Raw genomic sequence first — 20,459 nt, 5'->3', positions numbered from 1 at the left:
GCCAAACTGTTTTATTTTTTTGTATAAGTACGACTATACCATGGAACAGGTTCACTTAATTTTTTTTCTTGTTTTAATGCTTCAGGACCAATATAATCTTGAATTGTTTTTTTTGCCACTGTTAAAGATAAGGTTGTTTTCGGATTTCGATAGGAGGATTCAAGATGACCAAGATGCGGTAGAATTCGAAAATCTTCTTTCGTAGGAGGGATGTGGAAAAAATAATCGCCTAAACGTATAAGGACATCAGATTGTTGTTGGCTAAAACGTGGGTTTCTAGAAAAATGTAATCCTTCTTTAATTGCTTTTTTTTCAGCAATCAAACGTTCTAAAGCTGTCTTTTTTAACCAGTATAAATATTTAGGATTAGTAGCTGCTTTAGCATGACGATTCACAACGAAAATAGATTGAGCTAGTCGATTAATAGAATGTTGGTTTTGTAATTGAGATTGTGGTTGTGAAGGTTTCATATTGAATCTCCTTTCAATTTTTCATTATTATACCATAAATAAAATAGGTATTTATTATACGCAAAAAGTGATTGTATATATTTTCAATATTAAAGCAATATTGTTACAAAAAACAACTATTTTGTATAATAGTAATAGAATATGTTTTTGAAATTTGATAATGAAAGAGTGAGAAGTTTGAAAGAAATATTAAAACAACAGTATGCCATTATAGATATTGGATCTAATACAATGCGTTTAGTTATTTATGAAAAGCAAAATGGAGGTTTTTATAAAGAGATTGAAAATACGAAAGTTGTTGCTAGGTTAAGGAATTACTTAATTGATGGTGTGTTGAATGAAGAGGGAATAGAAGTATTATTACAGACATTATTTCAATTTCAAGAAAGTACAAGATTCCATCAGTTGCATCATGTACTTTGTGTTGCAACAGCAACAATTAGACAGTCGGAGAATCAAGAGGAAATTAAAAAGCTTGTTGAAGGACAAACGGACTTTACTCTTAGAGTATTATCAGAGTATGAGGAAGCGCGTTACGGATACTTGGCGGTTATGAATTCTACATCGTTTTCAGAAGGAATAACGGTAGATATCGGCGGGGGAAGTACAGAAGTTACATACTTTAGAAATAGAGAGATTTTAGAGTACCATAGTTTTCCATTTGGGGCACTTTCTTTAAAGCAACAATTTATTAAAGGGGATATTCCTACTAAAGATGAGTTAGAGGGAATGCAACAGTATTTAGAGTTTCAATTTCGAACGTTACCATGGTTAATCAATAAGAAATTGCCTCTTATTGCAATTGGTGGTAGTGCTAGGAACTTAGTGAAAATCCATCAAAATTTAATATGCTATCCTATAGCAGGATTACATTTATACAAGATGAAAGAAGAAGATATTGAAAGTGTAAAAGATGAATTGGAAAAATTGTCGTACATAGAACTTCAGAAATTGGAAGGATTGGCAAAAGATCGAGCAGATACGATTATTCCAGCGGTTGAAGTATTTCATACACTTGTTAATGTTATAGAGGCACCGGCATTTGTATTAAGTAGAAAAGGGTTAAGAGAAGGTGTTTTCTATGAAGAGTTGACAAAAGATTTGGGGATTTCATATTATCCGAACGTAGTTGAAGAAAGTCTGCATTTACTATCACATGAATACGAAATGGACATGGAATTTGTTATTCAGCTTATTAAACATGGAAGACTAATTTGCAAACAACTTGAGGAAATAGGGCTTATTTCTATGTCAGTAAAAGACTGGGAAGTGTTCCATCAAGCAGCGAAAGTATTTAATATAGGCAAATATATAGACGAAGAAGCAAGTCGTTTACATACGTTTTATTTATTAGCGAATAAGACAATTGATGGCATGATGCATAAAGATCGAGTAAGGCTAGCGCTTATTGCATCGTATAAATCAAAAATGTTATTTAAACAACATTTATCTCCATTTGAAGGTTGGTTTGATAAAAGCGAACAAAAAAAAATCCGCCTGTTAGGAGCTGTTTTACAATTTTCAGCTACTTTAAATGTAAGGCAACGATCGCTTATTGATACCATATCTATAACAGAAAACGAAGAAGGATTAACATTTAAAGCTTTATGTGAAAAATCGGCATTAGCGGAAAAAGTGCAGGCTGAAAAACAAAAAAAACAGTTAGAAAGAGTATTAAAAACGAATATTAACTTGTTATTTGAACTAAAACATTAGGTTGTACGGATGTCTTTACAAAAAATTTACACTTTATAATATTGTAATTTGCTAAAATAAAAGTAACTAAATTATAGTGAAAAAGTTTCAAGGGGAAGTGTGAAGAGAATGGAATTATTGAAGGGGAATGCAGTAAATTTAAATGATACAGCTTATTACAATAATCGAGAGTTAAGTTGGTTAGCATTTAATGAACGTGTCTTACAAGAAGCGCAAGATGCAAATAATCCACTTTTGGAAAGATTGAAATTTATTAGTATTTTTAGTTCGAATTTAGATGAATTTTTTATGGTACGTGTAGCGGGATTAAAGGATCAAGTGAGTGCTGGATTTAATCAGCCAGAAAATAAAGCTGGCTTAACACCAAAAAAGCAATTAAATAAAATTGCGATAAAAGCCCATGCACTAATGACAGTACAATATGATACATTTAAAAATTATGTATTACCAGCGCTTGAGTTAGAGGGAATTGAACGTTTAACATTCAATGATTTGACGAAAGAGCAGCGAGAATTTATAGAAGAGTATTTTGATGAGCAAATTTTTCCAGTGTTAACTCCTGTAGCTATTGATGCATATCGCCCATTTCCAATGTTATTAAACAAAAGTTTGAATTTGGCTACTCTTTTATATGATGAGAAGCAAGCGGAAGAAGAAAACAGGACGAGGTTAGGAATTGTGCAAGTTCCTTCATTACTTGAGCGCTTCATAATTTTACCGAGCGAAGGGCAAAAGCATAAATTTATTTTATTAGAAGACGTAATTAGTAGCTTTACTCATAAATTATTTACGGGATATACAGTATCATCTGTTACTCGTTTCCGTATTACACGCAATGCAGATTTAACGATTCATGAAGAAGGTGCGAGAGATTTATTAAAGGTAATTGAAAAAGAATTAAAAAAGCGTAAGTGGGGGGCTGCTGTTCGTTTAGAAGTTGGGAAAGAACACATTGATGAAAGAGTACTAGCGTTATTATATGAGGTTCTGGAAGTAAAAGATGAAGATGTATATATAATGGATGGTCCATTAGATTTAACATGTTTGTTTTCTTTATATAAAAAACTAGCTCCTTTATATGAACATCTTGTATATCCGGCTCTTATTCCGCAACCACCTCAAGATTTAGGTGATGAAGAAGATGTATTTGAAAAAGCAATTGAGCATGATATTTTATTACATCATCCTTTTGAATCATTTCAGCCGGTAGTTGATTTTGTCCGTGATGCGGCGGACGATCCGAATGTACTTGCGATTAAACAAACGTTATATCGTGTAAGTGGTGATTCACCGATTATTCAGGCGTTAAAGATAGCGGCTGAAAAGGGAAAACAAGTGACAGTATTAGTTGAATTAAAGGCAAGATTTGATGAAGAAAACAATGTTCATTGGGCTAAAGAATTGGAACAGGCAGGCTGTCATGTTATTTACGGTGTAAGTCACTTGAAAACACATAGTAAAATTACATTAGTTGTAAGAAGAAAAAACGGAAAAATCGAAAGGTTCGTACATCTCGGAACTGGAAACTATAATGATGCAACAGCGAAGTTATATACTGATTTTGGATATATTACATCAAGAAAAGACTTTGGGGTTGATGCAACCAATTTCTTTAATTATTTAAGTGGTTATACAACAAAGCCACATTTTCATCATTTATCGGTTGCTCCATTTGATATAAGAGAGCAATTTATAGATTTAATAGATGAAGAAATCCGTTATCATAGGCAATATGGAAATGGATATATTATCGCTAAGATGAATTCATTAACAGATAAACCATTAATTAAAAAAATGTACGAAGCATCACAAGCTGGAGTAAAGGTAGAGCTCATTGTTCGAGGGACATGTTGTTTAAGACCTGGCATTCCAAATGTAAGTGAAAATATTCGTGTAGTTAGTGTTGTTGGAAGATACTTAGAGCATAGCCGTATTTATTATTTCCATCATAATGGGGAGGAGAAAATATATTTATCTTCAGCTGATTTGATGACGCGAAATATGGAGAAGCGAGTGGAAATATCTTTCCCGATATTAGATATTGAAATGAAGGCACGAATTAAGGCGATTTTACAGCTTACATTAGCTGATAATGTGAAAACACGTGAACAAAATAAAGATGGTGATTACTATTATGTTATTAATAGTAGTACAGAAGAAATTGATAGCCAAGTGAAGTTGTTTAAGATGGCATATCAAAATACAGACGCTGAATAATGAAAAAAGTAAAAACCTCTTATGTCAATAAGAGGTTTTTACTTTTTTCTACTCATATGCTCCAAAAATGGAAGGATGAGTAGAAACAATAGTTTTATTATAAGCGTGTAATGAGATGGCTCGTTGAGAGAATAATATTTGAAAGAATCGTTATTTTAACTTAGTAATAGTATGGTTGCTGACATGGTCCACCGTAACAAGGATAAGGTGCTGGCGGCGGGAAAGGTGGTGGATAAGGTGGATAAAATGGTCGAGGGCCGAAAGCTAATGCTCCGCCGAGCAATCCACCAGCAATTCCAGCTAGAAAGGGAACGCCAAAAAACGGGAAGAAGCGTGAGTCGCCTACTGGACCAATAGGTGCTGAACGGACTGGAATTGGTTGATAATATGGATACATGAACATACCTCCTTTATTGGACTCACTTTTATCATATGGTAAACAAAACGTGGATGAGCGCGTACAAGAAAGGATATGTAAGAAAATAGGCGAATTATTACGAATGTTGGAGTGTGAAAATTGTGATTTCAGGTTTTGACATAAAACGAAATGGGACACGTGTTCTTCCCAGGCCTCGATTGACATAGAGAGTTAAATCCTGAATTGTATAGAAGCCTTCAATATAGTCTTTGGCGAGTGAAGGTGTAATAATAGCTCCTAAAAAAGGAATTTGTACTTGTCCGCCGTGACTATGACCAGAAAGTTGCAAGTTGATTGGATATCTAGAAACTTTGGGCGCGATATCTGGTTCGTGAACAAGAACAATGTTATAAGTACTTTGCCGTGCATGCTCTAATGTTTTCTCTATTTTTGGTTTGCCTAATAGTATATCATCGAGACCGAAAATAGAAATTTCACTATTATCCATTAAGCGAATTCTTTTTTCACTATTGAGCAATAGCTCAAATCCTGATTCACGCATGATGTGCTCATAGTATTCAGTTCCATATCCACCGTGATCATGGTTACCATAAATAGCGAATTTACCAAAGGGGGCTTGTATATTTTTTAAAATGGATGCAACGAAAGGAGTGTCAGTATACGTTTGATAATTATCAATGAGATCTCCGGTAAAAAGGACAATATCTGGATTTACAGCATTAATTTTAGAAACAACTTTAGATAAATGTTGAAGCGAGAAATAGTATCCGAGATGTAAATCGCTGAATTGAAGAATTTTCATACCATGAAAACTTTTTGGGATGAGTTGTGATTTTAATGTGTGCTGTGTAAAAGAAATGAAATGGGGCTCTATATATTTAGCATAGTAGTATCCGATGCTACTGGTTATAAATGAATAGAGACAAGTGCGCATACCAATTTTCAAAAAATTTCTTCTTGTAATGTGCTTCATAAAAATATGAGTATACCTCAATGTTTTCATTCCATTTATAGGCTACTCAAATCTCCTTTCAGTTTATTTAAAATATACTTTACATAATAAAAAGTAGTATAGATTACGAAAAAAAATGAATAAAAAGAAAGTTCTTTACGCTAAAATATCAGAAAAGTTTAAAAATATAAAGATTTCTATTAAATAAAGTGATAAAATGAATGTGTATTCATTTTTTGGAGGGGATGTATGTGAAAGAAAAGGTAGTTATTATAACAGGTGGATCGAGTGGAATGGGAAAAGGAATGGCGACTCGTTTTGCAAAAGAAGGGGCACGAGTTGTTATTACAGGACGTACAAAGGAAAAACTAGAGGAAACAAAGTTGGAAATTGAACAATTTCCAGGGCAAGTATTACCTGTACAAATGGATGTAAGAAATACGGATGACATTCAGAAAATGATTGAACAGATTGATGAGAAGTTTGGTAGAATTGATGTTTTAATAAATAATGCAGCTGGAAACTTTATTTGTCCAGCAGAAGATTTATCTGTGAATGGCTGGAATTCAGTCATTAATATTGTATTAAACGGTACGTTTTACTGTAGTCATGCTGTCGGAAAATATTGGATTGAAAAAGGTATAAAAGGGAATATCATTAACATGGTAGCAACATATGCATGGGATGCTGGTCCAGGAGTTATTCATTCGGCTGCAGCGAAGGCAGGAGTATTAGCGATGACGAAGACGCTCGCTGTTGAGTGGGGACGTAAATATGGAATACGAGTTAACGCTATCGCGCCAGGACCAATTGAACGTACGGGCGGTGCTGATAAATTATGGATTTCAGAAGAAATGGCTAAACGTACGATACAAAGTGTTCCGCTTGGAAGGCTGGGTACGCCAGAAGAAATCGCTGGTCTAGCTTATTATTTATGTTCAGATGAAGCTGCGTACATAAATGGAACTTGCATGACAATGGATGGAGGACAACATTTACATCAATATCCATTTTAAAAGGGATAAAAAAATGAATATTTGATTCATTTTTTTATGGCTAAATGTGACGGAATTGTGACATATGAAAGAAAAGTGTTTACAAGAGGTCATATATACGTTATATTTAAGACCTCTTTTTTCTTCATAGTAGAATTGCTAATTCCCCTTAGCATTTTACCCCTCTAATCCCTTCAGGAAAACTGAAGGGATTTTTTATTATTTTTCCGTAAATATCATGTTATAATTTTTGAAAAGTAAAGGGAGGGAAGCACGTTGATAGATGCATTAGATGTAATGAGTAACTTGGATAAAGTCCTTCCTTATTATCAAGCTATTTTTAGTGCTGATGAGCATACTGTAATTGGATACGAAGTAGTAGGACGTATTCAAACAGAAGAGGGCATACAAAGTTTAGCTTCTTTCTTTCACGATGATTCGATTCCAAGTGAATTTCAACTGGAAGCGGATAATATTATAGTAGAAAAAGCTTTAAATCGTTATTTAGAAAGCGATCAAAAATTATTATTATTTATACATCGGAATGCTAATGTATTAATGAATGATGATGATGAAAGCCTGCTTCAACTTTTATTGAGGTATGAAGAACAAGGTTTAAATTTAAAACAAATTGTTTTAGAGATTACAGAGCATGAATGTAAAGAAGATATAGAGCAATTTAATCATTTGCTTATGTATTATCGTACATATGGTATTCAAATTTCGATTAATAAAGTCGGAACGGGCACAAGTAATTTAGAGCGTATTAGCGTGTTAGCACCTGATATTTTAAAAGTAGATTTAACGAACTTAAGGCAAACAGCACTTTTACAATCTTATCAAGATATTTTATATTCTTTATCATTACTTGCTAGAAGAATTGGTGCAACTTTGTTATATGAAGAAATAGATGCTTTTTATCAACTGCAATATGCTTGGAAGAACGGCGGAAGATATTATCAAGGTAATTATTTGAAAGAATGTTTACCTGATTTTATTGAAACGAATGTTTTGAAAGAGCGACTAGGTAATGAATGTCATCAGTTTATTCAGCATGAAAAGAAGAAGTTACAAAAAATTTATAATTTAACAGAGATGTTACGCGATCGCATTGGCGATGTTTTATCAAAACAAAAAAAGAATGAAGATATAAATGATTGGTTATTACAATTTAGTCAAAGTGTATCACAGTGTAGTTTTCGTATATTTATTTGTAATGAAGATGGTTTCCAACAATCAGGAAATGTTATGAAAAAAGATGGAGAATGGATTGTGATGCCGGATTATTATATGAAGAACTGGAGTTGGCGCCCGTATTTTCTCGAGAATATCATGAAAATGCGTTTTGAGAATAAGGCGAGGCTTTCAGATTTATATGCAGATATTGAAACGGGAGAAATGGTACGAACATTTTCTTTCCCGATTGATGATGACAACTTTTTATTTATAGATTTATCTTATGAATATTTATATGAAGAAGATGTTTTATTTTAATGCACGAAGAGATTCGTGCATTTTTTGTTTGTTTTTATCATAAATTGGTAATAGTGAAAATGGTGATGAAAATGCTGTCTATCGTTGTAAAGATTTTACGAACGAAATCTGTCCTTTCTTTGCATAATCATTGTTACAATGAATACTACAAAGACAAGTTCTTTTAAAAGGAAGGTGAAAAAATGAGGAAATATGGAATATGGCTTGTTCTATTTGTATGTGTTGCCTTTCTAGTTGGTTATAGTGTTACGACTGTTTTAGGAAAAGAGGAAGTGGAAGTCGATCGGAAAGAAGTATTTACAACGATACAAAAAGGCTATGAAACCCAGTTTTCAATTCGTGGGAAGCATTTGCCGATGAATAAGATGATAGAGACGTTATCACCGTATTTTACAGATAATTTCCTTCAAGTATTTACAGATGAAAATAGCAGAAGTGATAAACAAAGTGGTGAATATTTACTTCCGGCAAAAGAAGCACCGTTTTCTTTTAATTCAGAAACAAAAATGTCGTATGATGAAGAACATAAAAATTTATATGTATATGAGCGGACAAAAAGTGGACAGTATCAAATTGTAACATTGAAAAGGGATCAAGATAAATGGAAGCTAGCAGGATATCATGAAAGTCAGGAACTTTTAACTGAAATAAAAAGGTTGCAACAATTATAAAGTGAAACTTTTAATCAGTGGGAGGGATTACTCTTCCATCTAACTTCTTTGCTGTAGCTAAATTTGGGGTAGGAGTTTTACTACCTACAAATAGCGGGATAAGGATAGGAATAGGTATTTACCTATTCCTATTCTATATTGAGTAGTTGTTGTAACTTTTCAATTTGAAACCCTGCAACTACTTCACCATCAATTACGACTGTTGGAGTTGAATAAGAATCATAGTCGTATAAAAGACGATTGCGAGCAGCAGCGTCTTTTTTTACGTCAAATTCTTCATATGCAACGTTATTATGCTTCAAAAATTCTTTCACAATAACACAGGGCGGACAATCGGGTTGTGTATAAACCTCAATTTTTTTCATTGTTATTCCTCCTTTTTTCTGTTTTTTATTATATTCTTCCAGTATAAAAACCGCAATAAAGAAGGGGAAATATGTTCTTTCTGTTTTTTCCTTCGCATTTCGACAAATTTTTAGTTGAGTTTCTGGCCAATAACCTTTATCCTAGAGTGTGGAACATTTTTTCTGTTATGACGGATAGAATGAGTATAGCTGTAAAACCTATTGGTAGGAAGATCAGAGAAAGGAGAGATTTCATGTCTCTACTCCAAGGAATTTTAACTCGACTTGTTAGTCTACAAGAACAAGCTGAAAGCGGTGAAGTAGCACAACGCTATTTTGAAGTGAACGGTGAGCGCAAATGTAGCGTGAAATTTTTCGATAAAAGTGAAATGTATGAGTTAGAAGTGTATCAACAAGGTGAAAAACCTCAAGTGTATCAATTCGATAATATCGACATGGTTGCAATTGAGATTTACGATATCATTTCTTGATACATATAAAAAAGGTACTGCCATGTGGCAGTACCTTTTTTAGTTCTATTACTTTCTAGTGGAATGTATAGAAGTTTTTTATTTTTCCTACAATGGTATTAAAATGAAATTTTAATCCGTGCAAGTTTGCTTATCCATGTGGAAAATGAGTCCCGTCAACCGGGTGAATATGTGAAGCTAAACTTCTCACAATCGCTGGGTTCTGCAAATAGCGGGAGAAATATAACTAGGAGGTTATCGTATGGAACGTTTACCAGTTGTGATTTGTCCTAATTGTCAAAGTTCTGCTGAGATTATTCATGTATTAACGGCTCAATCTAATCAAAATGTAATTTATACGTGCCAAGTTTGTCACTTTGTAATTCGAAATATTGAAACGAATAAAGGATAGGAAGTTATAATTTTAGTTTTTGTCCCATACAATGAGAATACGAAAAGTCTGTCTAATTGAAAGGACGTGACTCTGTGGACGGTGCACATAAATTTTACAATGTTTCAGAGAGACATTTAAATTTTGATATGGTCTTTAACCGTATTTGTAGTTTCATTGAAAAGGATCCGCGAAATTTATATCGATTATCCATTGGGACAGACTCACAAGCGCATCAAAAGGATACGAGGTTTATTACAGCAATCCATATTCATCGTGTTGGAAAAGGTGCCTGGGGCTGTTTACACCATAGATCAGTAAAAGATAAGCCGGCAACCTTACGTGAGAAAATATATTTAGAAACGCAGTTTAGTCAAGAAATCGCATGTCTATTTACGCCTACTCATATACAAACAATATGGGAGTTATTGCATCCTTATGCTCAAGATGGGGCTGGATTCATAATGGAAATTCATTTAGACATTGGGAATGATGGTTTAACAAAAGAATTTATTTTAGATATGACAGAAAAAATTCGAGCGATGGGATTAACTGCAAAAATTAAGCCAGATGCTTATGCGGCGTTTAGCTATGCAAATCGATATACGAAATGATTTTTTTGTATGTATACGATTGCTACATATCTTTTAATAAAAACTGAATATTACATCTATTAAATAGGTTGAATTTTTTATATAATAAGAGTAACGATGCGAGTGTAAGGAGAGGGGTATATGCAAAGGGAAGTTGTTTTAACGAAGGAAGAAGAAAGTTTACTACTAGATATTTTATTTCAGCAAAATTACGCAAGTGAAATTTTAGCTGTGGAACTTACAGATATTGAGAATGGTTTGAAACAGACAGATGTGATGCAATATAAAAAAATCACAAGGTTATTTTACAGATTAAAAAATAAAGGGTATTAAGCGCTACCGGAATGGTAGTCTTTTTTTTGTGCTGTATGCTAAAATAGCTGTGTGATTGTATTTTTATTGAAATAAATTTAGGACAAAATAATAATATGAAAACGCTGTCATAAAATGTGAATAGAGTTGTGAACATAAGCAGGAAAAAGGGAAAATGGGGGATGTAATATGATTAGTATTCCGAAAGACGAATTTCAACAAATTCTTGTGAAGGATTTAATGATTTCATCGGAAAAAGTAGCTCATGTCCAAATTGGAAATAGTTTAGAACATGCTTTACTCGTTCTTGTGAAATCTGGATATTCGGCGATACCTGTCTTAGATCCAATGTATAAACTACATGGTTTGATTAGTACTGCCATGATATTAGATGGTATGTTAGGATTAGAACGTATTGAGTTTGAAAGACTCGATGATATGAAAGTAGAGCAGGTGATGAAAGAAGATATACCTGTTCTTAAATTAGACGATTCATTTGCAAAAGCTTTAGAAATGACAATTGATCATCCTTTTATTTGCGCTGTTAATGAAGAAGGCTATTTTGAGGGGATTTTAACACGTCGGGCTATTTTAAAATTGTTGAATAAGAAAGTAAGGCAACATAATCGATAACGTAAGAAAAGTGACTTCATAGAAACGAAGAAGTCACTTTTTTTTCGTGCATATCACTTGTGTATGTATTATATTTAAAAAGACATAAAACATAAGGAAAGTTTGCACTGGACAATTGTATTTTCTGAATGAAAGCATTCGGGTAAATTAAGGATGAAAAGCTTATTGAAATAAGGTGTATGGAAGCTAAGGAAAGAGGGAGAAAGTTGCAAATTGATGATTTTCAAATGATGGTTGTGTTAGCTCAGGAATCAAATATGAGAAAAGCGGCGGAACGTTTATTTGTTTCCCAACCTGCGCTGAGTCAACGATTACAATCTATGGAGAAACAATGGGGAATGAAGTTTTTTATTCGCTCACAAAAAGGATTGACAATTACACCTGAAGGGGAAAAAGTTGCAAATTATGCTAAAGAAATGTTGCAAAGGGAAGAAGATATAAAAAGTGAGCTAGCTGTTTTCAGAACGGAAACTCATGGAACGTTAAAAATAGCTGTTGCATCAGTTATTGGTCAATATTGGCTCCCTCCTGTTTTGAAAAAGTTTGTGCATAAATATCCTTCTGTCAAGATATCGCTGTTTACTGGATGGAGTAGTGAAGTGCAAAAGCAGTTTTATGAAGGAGACGTTCATGTTGCTATACTGAGGGGAACACAAGAATATAAAGGTCAGAAGCAACAATTATTTGAAGATGAACTGTATTTAGTTGATAAAGAAATAAAAGATATTTCGATGTTAAAAGAAACAAATAGGCCGTTCATTCAATTTAAAAGTGATTCGACTTATTATGGACAAATACAAAATTGGTGGTATGGTTTATTTTCTAATCCGCCTAAGCGAACGATTGTAGTTGACCAAATTGAAACATGTAAACAACTTGTTTTAAATGGTATAGGTTATGCCCTTTTACCTTCTACTGTTTTAAAGGAAGTACAGGAAAATATGTATAAAACACCTGTTCAACTGACGAGAGAAACATGGTTGTTAACAAGTGACTCGGCAAGGCAGTTGAAGCAAGTACAAGCATTTTTAGAAATTATAGAAGAAATTCAAAGGGAAAAATAAGATTATTATCTTGCTACTCGCTCTTTCGTTTGGTAGAGTAACATTATAAATGGATTTAGGAGGCAACAAGAATGAAAATGATGGACGCTAACGAAATTATTTCGTTTATTCAAAAAAGTGAAAAGAAAACTCCTGTAAAGGTATACATAAAAGGGGATTTAAAAGAAGTAACATTCCCTGAAACAGTACAAGCATTTGTGAATAAAAAGTCAGGTGTATTATTCGGAGAATGGTCTGAAATTAAGACAATTCTTGATGAGAATAATAAGCACATCGTTGACTACGTTGTAGAAAACGATCGTCGTAATTCTGCAATCCCGATGCTTGATTTAAAAGGTATTAAAGCTCGCATCGAGCCAGGTGCTATTATTCGTGACCATGTTGAAATTGGTGACAACGCTGTAATTATGATGAATGCAACAATTAACATTGGTGCTGTAATTGGTGAAGGTTCTATGATCGACATGAACGCAGTACTTGGTGGACGTGCAACAGTCGGTAAAAACTGTCACGTAGGTGCAGGTGCTGTACTTGCAGGTGTTATTGAGCCACCTTCTGCAAAACCAGTTATCGTTGAAGATGATGTAGTAATCGGTGCAAACGTGGTTGTTTTAGAGGGTGTTACAGTAGGGAAAGGTGCAGTCGTAGCAGCAGGAGCTGTTGTAACAGAAGATGTGCCTCCATACACAGTTGTTGCAGGTACTCCAGCACGTGTAATTAAAGAAATTGATGAGAAGACAAAAGCAAAAACAGAAATTAAACAAGAGCTTCGTCAATTAAACCCAGAGAAATAAAAAGTAAAAAAAGCGTAAGAGCGTAAATGGGCTCTTACGCTTTTTATAGATAGAGGTGCAAAAATGACAGTAAGCAAATTTATCCAAATTCGTAGAGATTTACATAGAATTCCAGAAATCGGATTTAAGGAATGGAAAACACAACAGTATATTTTAGATTATATAGGAACACTTTCTCATGAATTTGTGGAAGTGAAGACATGGAAAACGGGTGTAATCGTTAAAGTAAATGGAAAAAATCCCGAAAAAATAATAGGTTATCGTGCAGATATAGACGGTTTACCAATTACAGAGGAAACTGGATACGAGTTTGCTTCTATTCATGAAGGAATGATGCATGCATGTGGCCATGATGTACATACAACAATCGGTTTAGGCCTTCTAACGAAAGCTGTGAGCGAAAGAATAGATGATGACCTTGTATTTCTATTCCAGCCAGCAGAAGAAGGACCAGGCGGTGCTCTTCCTATGTTAGAAAGTGAAGAGTTAAAAGAATGGAAACCAAATATAATTCTTGGTCTTCATATTGCACCAGAATACGCTGTGGGGACAATTGCAACGAAAGAAGGACTGTTATTTGCCAATACTTCAGAATTATATATTGATTTAAAAGGGAAAGGTGGCCATGCTGCCTATCCGCATACTGCAAATGACATGATTGTTGCAGCGAGTCACCTTGTTACACAGCTTCAATCCGTTATTAGTCGCAATGTAAATCCTCTTGATAGTGCAGTAATTACAATCGGGAAAATTACAGGTGGTACGGTTCAAAATATTATTGCAGAAAAATCTCGTTTAGAAGGAACGATTCGAACATTATCAGTGGAATCAATGAAGCGTGTGAAAAGCAGAATTGAGTCAATTGTTGCAGGTATCGAAGCTTCTTTCCAGTGTGAGGCGATTATAGATTACGGAGCAATGTATCATCAAGTATATAACCATGAAGAGTTAACGAGAGAGTTTATGGAATTTGTACATAAACAAACTGATATGAATGTTATTACATGTACTGAGGCAATGACGGGTGAAGATTTTGGTTATATGCTTCGAGAAATCCCTGGATTTATGTTTTGGCTTGGAGTAAATTCAGAATATGGTTTACATCATGCAAAATTAAAACCAGACGAAGAAGTGATTGAAAAGGCAATCACATTTTTAAGCCAATATGTAAAGTGGAAAGGGAATAGAAAATAAAACTTCCGCTCTCTTGAAGGTTCCAAAAAACTTTTTGTTCTGAGGTGTAAGTAACGCTCGTATAGATTGATTTTAGACATTTACATACAAATGGAAGAATTAAAGTTAATTGTACTGTTTTAATAATGAGCAGGGGGTTTAGCCACTGCTCATTATTAATTATTTGACTAACTTATATATGTTTACTTTTAGTATGAAAAGTGTGTAAAATCAATGTGAAACATAGAAAAAAGGGTGGGGAATTACGTGCAAATTAGCAGTGCGATTTTATGTTTCGTCTTATATGCGTATGTTATTATTGCGGCGGTTTATTTTGGGATAAGTTTTTATGCCTATCGTCTAGTAGATAATAATGAATATGACGAAACATACAAATGGGTGAAGAGATATTTATCACCTGTACTAGAAATTATGAATGGGTTTGTGCTCTTTTTATTTATTGGATTAATTGCTTTCTCAACGAGTTTAGTAGGGAATAAAACTACGTTATTTGTATTGGGTATCATTATTTTTATGTTGTTAGGAATAAGGATTGGTAATACGGTCTTTTGGAATGAAAGAAAAGTAGATGGTTGGACGGGAATGTTAATTCCGTGCATGTTAGCTGCAATCGTGACAAATATAGAGCATGAATATTATCAATTACATTTTTGGCTTATTATCGTTTTAACAATTCTTTCTGTTTTGTATATAAGCACAGTAGTACTAACATATATTGCACATGAAAAAGGAGATGTTAAAGGCACTCGTTTCTTTAGAGGACGGGCATTATTTTGGAGTGTGCCGACGATGGCAGTTATCGCGCTTATTGCGATATTAGTAAATGGATATCAATTTTCTAATTGGCAACTATTTTTAGAAAATTGGTGGATCTTTATCTTTTCGTTTATTGCTTTTTTAGGTGCAACGCATTATTTATTCCATCAACATCATTACATATGGGCGTTGTTATTTGCATTCACACAGCTTCTATTTGCCTTTTTTGGTCAAGAAACATTATTATTCGTTTTTGAAACATTTAGTTCTTTTGGAAATATATTTGTATTTGCTATGCTACTTGTTGGTATCGCTTTTTACTTGCAACAATATTTTTATATACAAAAACAAAAATAAGAGCTAATCATAGTTTTTGTGACGCATATAAAGTGTGTTACACTGAAAATAAATAGTACTTGAAGTTATTGGAGGAATTCTTGTGGGTGAGAAAGAAAAAGAATTTGCTGTCATTGGACTTGGTCGCTTTGGTGGAAGTATTTGCCGAGAACTAGCTCAATTAGGTATGGAAGTAATGGCAATCGATTCAGATGAGGATAAAATTAATGAATTTGCAAATATAGCTTCGCATGCTGTAATTGCAGATTCAACAGATGAGATGGTATTAAAAAGCCTTGGTATTCGAAATTTTGATCACGTAGTCGTTGCTATTGGAGATAATTTAAATTCAAGTATTTTAACGACTTTGATTTTGAAAGAGTTGGGTGTAAAAAATATTACTGTAAAAGCTCAAAATGATTATCATGAAAAAGTGTTAAGTAAAATAGGTGCAGATCATATTGTGCATCCAGAACGTGATATGGGAAAAAGGATTGCTAATAATATTGCATCAAGCAATGTGCTAGACTACCTTGAGCTTTCAGATGAGCATAGTATTGTAGAGATTATTGCGAATAAAAAAATTGATGGGCACTCTTTAATTGAATTAGATATTCGTGCGAAGTTTGGATTGAATATTGTAGCAATTAAACGAGGCAAAGAAGTTATTGTATCCCCTCGAGCTACGGAGAATATTCAAGCAGGAGATATATTAATTGTCATTGGTCATGACGATGAAGTGGATCGATTTAAACACTTTTTAAGATAAGAGAAAAGGACAATGCCTTCATGGCATTGTCCTTTTTCTTATATTTCCATAATGATTGGTAAAATCATTGGACGACGTTTCGTTTTCTCATATAGGAATGGGGCTAATGTGTCTGTAATTTCATTTTTAATTTCAGACCATTGTGTTGTTTTACGCTCCATTACTTTTTCTAAATGAGTTGTAATTAATGTTTGTGCATCATTGATTAAATCGCTGCTTTCACGCATGTAAACGAAACCGCGTGAGATGATATCAGGTCCTGCTGCAACTTTAAATTCTTTCATATCAATGCTTACAACTACAATTACAAGTCCTTCTTCAGAAAGGATACGACGATCGCGTAATACGATATTGCCAATATCTCCAATACCGTTTCCATCAATGTAGACCGAACCAGATGGGATTTTTCCAGCTACGCTAGCTTCATCCGAACGTAAAGCAAGAACATCGCCATTATCCATAATGAAGCAATTTTCTTCAGGGATGCCACAATCATTTGCTATGTTCATGTGCATACGCTGCATACGATATTCACCATGAATTGGCATGAAGTACTTCGGTTTAATTAGACGTAACATTAACTTTTGTTCTTCTTGTCCACCGTGTCCACTTGTATGGATATTTGAAAGTTTCCCGTGAATTACATCAGCGCCAGCGCGGTACAACATGTTAATTGTACGACTTACGCTAATTGTATTTCCTGGAATTGGTGAAGAAGAGAAAACAACTGTATCTCCAGGAATAATTTGAATTTGGCGGTGTGTACCATTTGCAATACGTGAAAGTGCTGCCATCGGTTCACCTTGACTACCTGTACATAAAATAACAACTTTATTAGCTGGTAAGCGGTTTAGTTGAGATGCATCTATGAATGTATCTTTCGGGCAACGAATATAACCAAGGTTTTGTCCAATTTCAATCGCTGCTTCCATACTTCGACCAAACACAGCTACTTTACGGTTGTTTTCAACAGCAGCTTCAACAACTTGTTGTAAGCGGTGGATATTTGATGCAAAGGTTGCGAATATAATCCGTCCTTCTACTTTACGGAAAATGTCTTGAATGCTATCACCAACGCGACGCTCAGACATAGTAAAGTTTGGAACTTCACTGTTCGTACTATCAGATAATAGACATAGTACGCCATCTTTACCGATTTCAGCCATTTTTGTTAAATCAGCTGGTTCACCAACTGGTGTGAAGTCAAATTTGAAGTCACCTGTATGAACAACTTGACCTTGAGGTGTTTTCACAACAACGCCGTACGAATCTGGAATACTGTGAGTTGTACGGAAGAAGGATACAGACGTTTTTTTGAATTTAATAACGTCATCTTCTTGAATCTCGTAAAGTTTTGCTTTACGAAGTAAGCCGTGTTCTTCTAATTTGTTTTTGATGAGTGCAATTGCTAATTTTCCGCCGTAAATCGGAATGTTCACTTGACGTAATAGGTAAGGGATTCCGCCGATATGATCTTCGTGACCATGTGTAATGAATAACCCTTTAATTTTATCTTCGTTTCGCACAAAATAAGTGTAGTCTGGTATTACATAATCGATCCCGAGAAGTTCGTCCTCTGGAAATTTAATTCCAGCATCAATTATAATAATTTCATCTTGAAATTGAACAGCGTATGTATTTTTACCGATTTCACCAAGCCCACCGAGAGCAAATACAGCAACTTGGTCGTTTTTTAGAAATTTCATATCGCTATACGATTTCCGCTAATGTTAAATCAGCGTTTTCTTTTTCATATTCAAGATGAGCGCCAGTAACAGACTGAACAAACTCGATATTATATGCGAACTTATTTAACTTTGTACGAACATCCTTTTCAGACGTAGCCTCTAAATATAAAACTTTTGTATTTTCACGTACTGGAACCTCAGTTAATTTTTCTTGATAAAATACTTTAAAAATCATTTGGAAAACCTCTCCTTGTCTATGTTTTGCATTATCTGTTACTTATTATAAAGCAAACAGTCACGATTTTCATGTTTTTTCGAATGAGAATGAAGAAAAAGCCCGAAATGGGCACAATTTAAGCGATTGTCTTTTTACGGACTAGACCGTTTAAATAACGCTTGAGCTTTTTCTTCAGCTTCTTCAGCATGATTACTCCTTCCTTTCCTTATTTTAAACATGCCTATTACTAGTGAAAACTCTATCTCTGATATAAGAGATAGGACAAAAGTGAAGGGTGAATCTTGTCCTTTCCCATACAGTGAAAGTTATTCTATAGTAACGATCAGTAGCCGTTAGTTATAGGTATAGTATGAGGAAGAATGGAAAAGAAAATTCATCCGAACAAGTATCCACATGTTTTACTAATATATATATGCAAAGTTTACAAATAAGGTCAGAAAGGGAACGCTTTCTTCACAGATGTTTAATATGTTATACTTTTTTTTAGAATTTGAAAAGTGATATTCAAAATAGGAATATAGAGTCCCAGAAAGGATTTTGACAAATGAATGATAAAATTGTCTTTTTTGATATTGATGGAACATTATTAGATCATGATAAAAAAATTCCGCAATCTACACGAGATGCAGTAAAACAGTTACAAGAAAAAGGTGTACATGTAGCAATTGCGACAGGGCGCGCGCCATTTATGTTCGAAGATATTCGCAGGGAACTTGATATACATAATTATGTTAGTTTTAATGGACAATATGTTGTCTTTGAAGATGAGGTAATATTTAATAATCCGTTACATCCAGATGCTTTACATAGGTTTACTCAGTTTGCAAAACAAGAAGGATATCCACTTGTATATCTTGACCATCAAGATATGAGAGCATCAGTGGAATATCATGATTATGTGAAAGAAGGCTTTGGAAGCTTAAACTTTGAGCATCCAGCATATGAGCCTAATTTTTATGAGGAACGTAATATTTATCAAACACTACTTTTTTGTGAAGTAAATGAAGAAGAAAAGTTTATTAATCATTATCCAGATTTTCATTTTATTCGTTGGCATGCATATTCAATGGATATCATTCCGAATGGTGGTTCTAAGGCAAAAGGAATTGAGAAATACATTGAAAAGTTAGGTTTTAATCGTGATCAAGTGTATGCATTTGGAGATGGCTTAAATGATTTAGAAATGATCGAAGCCGTTGGCACAGGTATTGTGATGGGAAATGGCCATGAAGACTTGAAAAAACTTGCAAATCATGTGACAAAGGATGTTAATGAAGACGGTATATATCATGGACTAAAGTGGGCTGGATTGCTATAAGTGAATATGGAACCCATTTCATAATAAAAAGGCGGAAGATTAACTTCCGCCTTTTTATTATTATCGCTCTAGAGGTTTGGAATCATCAGGAGCGGCAAAAGGATTTTCTTTATTGATATGGTCATAGAACATAACGCCATTTAAATGATCAATCTCGTGTTGGAATACGATTGCTGGTAAACCTTTTAAACGCAATTTTATTTCTTCTCCGTTAATAGAAGTTGCTTTTACTGTAATTCTTGTATAACGAGGAACATAACCAGGTACTTCGCGGTCTACAGATAGACAGCCTTCACCACCCTGTAAATATGTACGTTCAACAGAATGGCTAATGATTTTTGGATTGAATAATGCATGGCTATATAATGTACCATCCGCATCGGTTACATGAACTGCAATCATTTTTTTTGAAACACCGATTTGCGGAGCCGCTAATCCGATTCCAGGGCGTAAACTATATTTTTCAGCCATTTCAGGATCTTGGCTATTTATTACGAATTCAATCATTTCTTTTAAGGTAGTTGTATCTTCTTCGCTTGCCGGTAATGACACCTCTTCTGCAACGTTGCGCAAAATAGGATTTCCTTCGCGAATAACATCTTTCATTGTAAGCATATGTAATCTCTCCTTTCCTCTTTAGTCTACCAAAGGAGATGGAAAAAGTC

The 20,459-nt window shown here is 34.1% G+C and carries 23 protein-coding genes; 16 read left to right on the top strand and 7 right to left on the bottom strand.

What is annotated here, in order from left to right; translation table 11 throughout:
- Nucleotides 1-11: 11 nt before the first annotated feature.
- Nucleotides 12-470: a YkyB family protein gene (locus NST27_RS19530; protein ID WP_000804862.1), complete on the bottom strand. Its 459-nt coding sequence runs from the start codon at nt 468-470 to the stop codon at nt 12-14.
- A gap of 141 nt (nt 471-611) precedes the next feature.
- Here NST27_RS19530 and NST27_RS19525 point away from each other — a divergent pair, with 141 nt between their 5' ends.
- The gene (locus NST27_RS19525) at nt 612-2,186 is read left to right on the top strand and encodes a Ppx/GppA family phosphatase (protein WP_002005581.1); all 1,575 of its coding nucleotides are present in this window, start codon (nt 612-614) and stop codon (nt 2,184-2,186) included.
- A 108-nt stretch (nt 2,187-2,294) separates the two neighbouring features.
- Entirely contained in the window at nt 2,295-4,403 is a 2,109-nt protein-coding gene (locus NST27_RS19520; RefSeq protein ID WP_341035169.1) for a polyphosphate kinase, read from the top strand.
- A 160-nt stretch (nt 4,404-4,563) separates the two neighbouring features.
- On the opposite strand, the gene NST27_RS19515 is transcribed toward NST27_RS19520, so the two are convergent.
- Nucleotides 4,564-4,800, bottom strand: a complete 237-nt coding sequence (locus NST27_RS19515) for a hypothetical protein (protein ID WP_000283738.1) — start codon at nt 4,798-4,800, stop codon at nt 4,564-4,566.
- Between the two features lie 97 nt (nt 4,801-4,897).
- Complete coding sequence (locus tag NST27_RS19510; protein ID WP_030027732.1) at nt 4,898-5,755, bottom strand: metallophosphoesterase; 858 nt, start codon at nt 5,753-5,755, stop codon at nt 4,898-4,900.
- 230 nt (nt 5,756-5,985) lie between these two features.
- On the opposite strand from NST27_RS19510, the gene fadH reads away from it, so the two are divergent.
- The 3 genes from fadH (at nt 5,986) to NST27_RS19495 (ending at nt 8,894) form a co-directional block, all read left to right on the top strand.
- Nucleotides 5,986-6,750 carry a 2,4-dienoyl-CoA reductase gene (fadH, locus tag NST27_RS19505; RefSeq protein ID WP_000660913.1) on the top strand — a complete coding sequence of 255 codons (765 nt, stop codon included), beginning with the start codon at nt 5,986-5,988 and terminating at the stop codon, nt 6,748-6,750.
- Between the two features lie 255 nt (nt 6,751-7,005).
- Complete coding sequence (locus tag NST27_RS19500; RefSeq protein ID WP_000564306.1) at nt 7,006-8,223, top strand: EAL domain-containing protein; 1,218 nt, start codon at nt 7,006-7,008, stop codon at nt 8,221-8,223.
- A 182-nt stretch (nt 8,224-8,405) separates the two neighbouring features.
- Nucleotides 8,406-8,894, top strand: coding sequence for a DUF3993 domain-containing protein (locus NST27_RS19495; RefSeq protein ID WP_001233804.1), 489 nt, complete (start codon nt 8,406-8,408; stop codon nt 8,892-8,894).
- 128 nt (nt 8,895-9,022) lie between these two features.
- On the opposite strand, the gene NST27_RS19490 is transcribed toward NST27_RS19495, so the two are convergent.
- A complete protein-coding gene (locus tag NST27_RS19490) occupies nt 9,023-9,259 on the bottom strand; it encodes a glutaredoxin family protein (protein WP_000717875.1) in 237 nt (78 codons plus the stop codon).
- Between the two features lie 233 nt (nt 9,260-9,492).
- On the opposite strand from NST27_RS19490, the gene NST27_RS19485 reads away from it, so the two are divergent.
- From NST27_RS19485 to NST27_RS19440, 10 genes are all read left to right on the top strand, one after another.
- Nucleotides 9,493-9,729, top strand: coding sequence for a YkuJ family protein (locus tag NST27_RS19485; RefSeq protein WP_000055151.1), 237 nt, complete (start codon nt 9,493-9,495; stop codon nt 9,727-9,729).
- 241 nt (nt 9,730-9,970) lie between these two features.
- Nucleotides 9,971-10,120: a hypothetical protein gene (locus tag NST27_RS19480; RefSeq protein ID WP_000440540.1), complete on the top strand. Its 150-nt coding sequence runs from the start codon at nt 9,971-9,973 to the stop codon at nt 10,118-10,120.
- A gap of 74 nt (nt 10,121-10,194) precedes the next feature.
- Nucleotides 10,195-10,713 (top strand): ribonuclease H-like YkuK family protein, encoded by a 519-nt coding sequence (locus tag NST27_RS19475; RefSeq protein WP_000348489.1) that lies wholly within the window; start codon nt 10,195-10,197, stop codon nt 10,711-10,713.
- A 120-nt stretch (nt 10,714-10,833) separates the two neighbouring features.
- Nucleotides 10,834-11,025, top strand: coding sequence for an antirepressor AbbA (gene abbA / locus NST27_RS19470; RefSeq protein WP_001188692.1), 192 nt, complete (start codon nt 10,834-10,836; stop codon nt 11,023-11,025).
- A gap of 168 nt (nt 11,026-11,193) precedes the next feature.
- The gene (gene cbpB / locus NST27_RS19465; RefSeq protein WP_000623579.1) at nt 11,194-11,637 is read left to right on the top strand and encodes a cyclic-di-AMP-binding protein CbpB; all 444 of its coding nucleotides are present in this window, start codon (nt 11,194-11,196) and stop codon (nt 11,635-11,637) included.
- Nucleotides 11,638-11,816: 179 nt separating this feature from the next.
- On the top strand, nt 11,817-12,701 hold the full coding sequence (locus NST27_RS19460) for a LysR family transcriptional regulator (RefSeq protein ID WP_001987174.1): 885 nt from the start codon (nt 11,817-11,819) through the stop codon (nt 12,699-12,701).
- Nucleotides 12,702-12,772: 71 nt separating this feature from the next.
- Nucleotides 12,773-13,495 carry a 2,3,4,5-tetrahydropyridine-2,6-dicarboxylate N-acetyltransferase gene (dapD, locus tag NST27_RS19455; protein WP_000783241.1) on the top strand — a complete coding sequence of 241 codons (723 nt, stop codon included), beginning with the start codon at nt 12,773-12,775 and terminating at the stop codon, nt 13,493-13,495.
- Nucleotides 13,496-13,558: 63 nt separating this feature from the next.
- Nucleotides 13,559-14,689, top strand: a complete 1,131-nt coding sequence (locus NST27_RS19450; protein ID WP_000218663.1) for an N-acetyldiaminopimelate deacetylase — start codon at nt 13,559-13,561, stop codon at nt 14,687-14,689.
- A 246-nt stretch (nt 14,690-14,935) separates the two neighbouring features.
- Nucleotides 14,936-15,802, top strand: coding sequence for a cytochrome c oxidase assembly protein (locus NST27_RS19445; RefSeq protein WP_001167321.1), 867 nt, complete (start codon nt 14,936-14,938; stop codon nt 15,800-15,802).
- Nucleotides 15,803-15,884: 82 nt separating this feature from the next.
- On the top strand, nt 15,885-16,550 hold the full coding sequence (locus NST27_RS19440) for a potassium channel family protein (RefSeq protein WP_000504032.1): 666 nt from the start codon (nt 15,885-15,887) through the stop codon (nt 16,548-16,550).
- A 38-nt stretch (nt 16,551-16,588) separates the two neighbouring features.
- On the opposite strand, the gene rnjA is transcribed toward NST27_RS19440, so the two are convergent.
- On the bottom strand, nt 16,589-18,256 hold the full coding sequence (rnjA, locus tag NST27_RS19435; RefSeq protein WP_000670377.1) for a ribonuclease J1: 1,668 nt from the start codon (nt 18,254-18,256) through the stop codon (nt 16,589-16,591).
- A gap of 4 nt (nt 18,257-18,260) precedes the next feature.
- Nucleotides 18,261-18,473, bottom strand: coding sequence for a DNA-dependent RNA polymerase subunit epsilon (locus NST27_RS19430; protein WP_000576435.1), 213 nt, complete (start codon nt 18,471-18,473; stop codon nt 18,261-18,263).
- Between the two features lie 547 nt (nt 18,474-19,020).
- Here NST27_RS19430 and NST27_RS19425 point away from each other — a divergent pair.
- Entirely contained in the window at nt 19,021-19,794 is a 774-nt protein-coding gene (locus tag NST27_RS19425; RefSeq protein WP_000998278.1) for a Cof-type HAD-IIB family hydrolase, read from the top strand.
- Between the two features lie 60 nt (nt 19,795-19,854).
- Here NST27_RS19425 and def read toward each other — a convergent pair whose 3' ends face one another.
- A complete protein-coding gene (gene def, locus NST27_RS19420) occupies nt 19,855-20,409 on the bottom strand; it encodes a peptide deformylase (RefSeq protein ID WP_000957061.1) in 555 nt (184 codons plus the stop codon).
- Nucleotides 20,410-20,459: the final 50 nt, after the last annotated feature.

The organism is Bacillus sp. FSL W8-0770, from assembly GCF_038008705.1.
In the GTDB taxonomy this organism is placed as follows: domain Bacteria; phylum Bacillota; class Bacilli; order Bacillales; family Bacillaceae_G; genus Bacillus_A; species Bacillus_A cereus.
The sequence above is the reverse complement of the archived record's forward strand: the minus strand, read 5'-3'. Positions and strand labels throughout refer to the sequence as shown.

Coding starts and splice junctions, on each gene's coding strand:
- NST27_RS19520 (WP_341035169.1), top strand. CDS start 2,295: ATGGAATTATTGAAGGGGAATGCAGTAAATTTAAATGATACAGCTTAT.
- NST27_RS19495 (WP_001233804.1), top strand. CDS start 8,406: ATGAGGAAATATGGAATATGGCTTGTTCTATTTGTATGTGTTGCCTTT.
- NST27_RS19490 (WP_000717875.1), bottom strand. CDS start 9,259: ATGAAAAAAATTGAGGTTTATACACAACCCGATTGTCCGCCCTGTGTT.
- NST27_RS19425 (WP_000998278.1), top strand. CDS start 19,021: ATGAATGATAAAATTGTCTTTTTTGATATTGATGGAACATTATTAGAT.
- NST27_RS19430 (WP_000576435.1), bottom strand. CDS start 18,473: ATGATTTTTAAAGTATTTTATCAAGAAAAATTAACTGAGGTTCCAGTA.
- NST27_RS19530 (WP_000804862.1), bottom strand. CDS start 470: ATGAAACCTTCACAACCACAATCTCAATTACAAAACCAACATTCTATT.
- NST27_RS19450 (WP_000218663.1), top strand. CDS start 13,559: ATGACAGTAAGCAAATTTATCCAAATTCGTAGAGATTTACATAGAATT.
- NST27_RS19485 (WP_000055151.1), top strand. CDS start 9,493: ATGTCTCTACTCCAAGGAATTTTAACTCGACTTGTTAGTCTACAAGAA.
- NST27_RS19525 (WP_002005581.1), top strand. CDS start 612: ATGTTTTTGAAATTTGATAATGAAAGAGTGAGAAGTTTGAAAGAAATA.
- NST27_RS19515 (WP_000283738.1), bottom strand. CDS start 4,800: ATGTATCCATATTATCAACCAATTCCAGTCCGTTCAGCACCTATTGGT.
- NST27_RS19480 (WP_000440540.1), top strand. CDS start 9,971: ATGGAACGTTTACCAGTTGTGATTTGTCCTAATTGTCAAAGTTCTGCT.
- NST27_RS19510 (WP_030027732.1), bottom strand. CDS start 5,755: ATGAAGCACATTACAAGAAGAAATTTTTTGAAAATTGGTATGCGCACT.
- cbpB (WP_000623579.1), top strand. CDS start 11,194: ATGATTAGTATTCCGAAAGACGAATTTCAACAAATTCTTGTGAAGGAT.
- NST27_RS19460 (WP_001987174.1), top strand. CDS start 11,817: ATGGAAGCTAAGGAAAGAGGGAGAAAGTTGCAAATTGATGATTTTCAA.
- abbA (WP_001188692.1), top strand. CDS start 10,834: ATGCAAAGGGAAGTTGTTTTAACGAAGGAAGAAGAAAGTTTACTACTA.
- rnjA (WP_000670377.1), bottom strand. CDS start 18,256: ATGAAATTTCTAAAAAACGACCAAGTTGCTGTATTTGCTCTCGGTGGG.
- dapD (WP_000783241.1), top strand. CDS start 12,773: ATGAAAATGATGGACGCTAACGAAATTATTTCGTTTATTCAAAAAAGT.
- def (WP_000957061.1), bottom strand. CDS start 20,409: ATGCTTACAATGAAAGATGTTATTCGCGAAGGAAATCCTATTTTGCGC.